At 43.8% G+C, this 2,213-nt stretch carries 2 protein-coding genes; both read right to left on the reverse strand.

The features are described 5' to 3' along the window. The coding region (locus tag WKI42_RS10175; protein ID WP_368081862.1) for a PavB family fibronectin-binding SSURE repeat adhesin at positions 1-960 on the reverse strand (960 nt) is incomplete at its 3' end. 115 nt (positions 961-1,075) lie between these two features. After that, positions 1,076-2,092, reverse strand: coding sequence for a glycosyltransferase family 2 protein (locus WKI42_RS10180; RefSeq protein WP_196313911.1), 1,017 nt, complete (start codon positions 2,090-2,092; stop codon positions 1,076-1,078). Positions 2,093-2,213 lie beyond the last annotated feature (121 nt).

Consider the following 2,213-nt stretch of genomic DNA (forward strand, 5'->3'; position numbering starts at 1 on the left):
GCCCTTGGCTTGTTCTAGGTAGGCTGCTGGAACATCGATACTATCTTTAACGTTGTTTTCAACTGCAGAGTTAACATCGCTTCTTGTTACAAGACCGTTCAAGGTAATATTGACATTACGTGTCTTGACAACCTTATTCAAATTTGGTTTATCACCGGCTGCTTCATAGACAGTCAGGGTAGCTTCATAGGTATTTGTACCATTCGTACGAAGTGTATCTAATAGATCTTGATCCTTCTTACCTTCAGTGTTACCATTCAAAGATACTTGATAGTAATACTTACCATCAGGTAAATTTTTCACTGGTGGAATTTTCTCGTTTTGAGCGACACCGTTATCTGACCATGGTGCCTTGTCGGATGCCTTGAGCAAGAGACGAGTCAACATACCATCGCCTGCGAAAAGTTCGTATTTAAGCGGTTTGTTTACACCCGCCAAGAACGGACCGGAAGCTTTGGCTTGTTCTAGGTAGCCCGCTGGGACATCGATACTGTCTTTAACATCCTCATCGACAGCTTTTTCAATATCTTCTGGAGTTGCTTGTGTCCCTGCCGCATCAGCTGTATCTACAGCTTCTTTTAAGACATCTGTTAGCTCTGGATTTTCTTGTTCTTCTTCACCTTTTTCAAAAAGTGTATCCAGACGAGAAGGGCTTGTTTCCTCGCTCACTTCAGTTCTTTCTGTAGGTGTAGAAAGTGAGTTCGTATTTCCAGCAACGGCCTCAGGTTTCGCTCCAGCAAGAACGGTGTCTCCCTGAGTTTCTGCTAAGTCACTCTCTTTCGTTACCGATTCCCCTTCAGGTAAGACTTGAGCAGGGGTCGGATTGAGCCCATCGGCACGTACAGAACTTGGCTGACCAACTAGGACAAAGAAGCCACTAGCCACAACAACTGAGGCAACACCGACACTAAGACGGCGAATAGACCAACGAGTATATCTTTGATTTGGATTGAATTTCATAGGATTCTCCTTAGAGTTTTTCTTTATTTGATGACTCTAGTATAATCTCCTAAAATTAAAAAGGACTAAGAAAAAGTTAAAATTTTTCTTAAATCCCTCTTATAAAATACTTATATCAATTAAATCCATAAACAGATTTGGTGATTTGATAGACAACATTGGACAGTTTGCGAGCTGGCAAGACAGAATGTTTGGTCAAACGGCTGAGCATGGTCTTACGGATAGCCTGAAAAACCTCTGGATTTTCCTGCTGAATATAGGTCCACAGCTCCCGTTTTTTTGCCAGATGCTCCGCTGTCCCTGCTCGGTTGAGCAGGGCACTGGAAATAACAGTCGTGATTTCAATGTGATTCAGCAGATATTCTCGCATTTTGGGGTGGCTCACTTGGGACAAGTCAAGCTGGTCTACCAAGAGTCGATTGACTTTAAGTTGCTGGTCAATGCGCTTAATCATCACTTGCTCATTGACAGACTGGCCCTCACGCCCAATCAAATAACGATAGAAATCGACAGGCAGATAGTACATGGTCTTGACCTGCTGAAGGGGGGTAAAGACAAAGAGATTATCGACATAAAAGGTATGCTCAGGCAGTTGGAACTGGCTCTCTCGCAACAAATCTGTCCGGTAAATCAGCGAGTGCATCATGATATACTGGCCTTTGGAGAAATTTCCGACCTGATCCCAGCCAAAAATCTGCTGGACAGGCAAGACTGACTCGTAACTCATACTCTTCTTACGAGACTGACCTTCCTTTTCATATACAAAATTAGTCACAAAGGCATCCACCTCTTGCCCCTGGCTCTCAAGTTCCTGCAAGGTTTCAAGAATTTTCAGGTAAGCACGAGGATCCACCCAGTCATCACTGTCAACTACTTTAAAATAGCGCCCAGAAGCCTCTGCCAAGCCACGATTGACAGCACCGCCATGGCCTTTATTTTCCTGATAAATGGCTCTAACGATGCTAGGATACTTGCTGGCTAAACGCTCAGCGACTTCTTGAGTCTGGTCCTGAGACCCGTCATTGATAATCAAAATCTCAACTTGCTCACCACCAATCACTAGCGACTCCACACAGTAATGAAGATAGGCAGCGGCATTATAGCTAGGGATGGCGATAGACAATAACTTCATAATCTACTCCTTTAGGGGACTGATTTTTTCTTATACTCTTCGAAAATCTCTTCAAACCGCATCAACCCTATCTGCAACCTCAAAACAGTGTTTTGAGCAGCCTGCGGCTAGTTTCCTAGTT

Source organism: Streptococcus pseudopneumoniae, from assembly GCF_038148935.1.
Classification (GTDB): domain Bacteria; phylum Bacillota; class Bacilli; order Lactobacillales; family Streptococcaceae; genus Streptococcus; species Streptococcus pseudopneumoniae_U.

Excerpts from the sequence above, each read along its gene's own strand:
- WKI42_RS10180 (WP_196313911.1), bottom strand. The coding sequence starts at position 2,092 with ATGAAGTTATTGTCTATCGCCATCCCTAGCTATAATGCCGCTGCCTAT.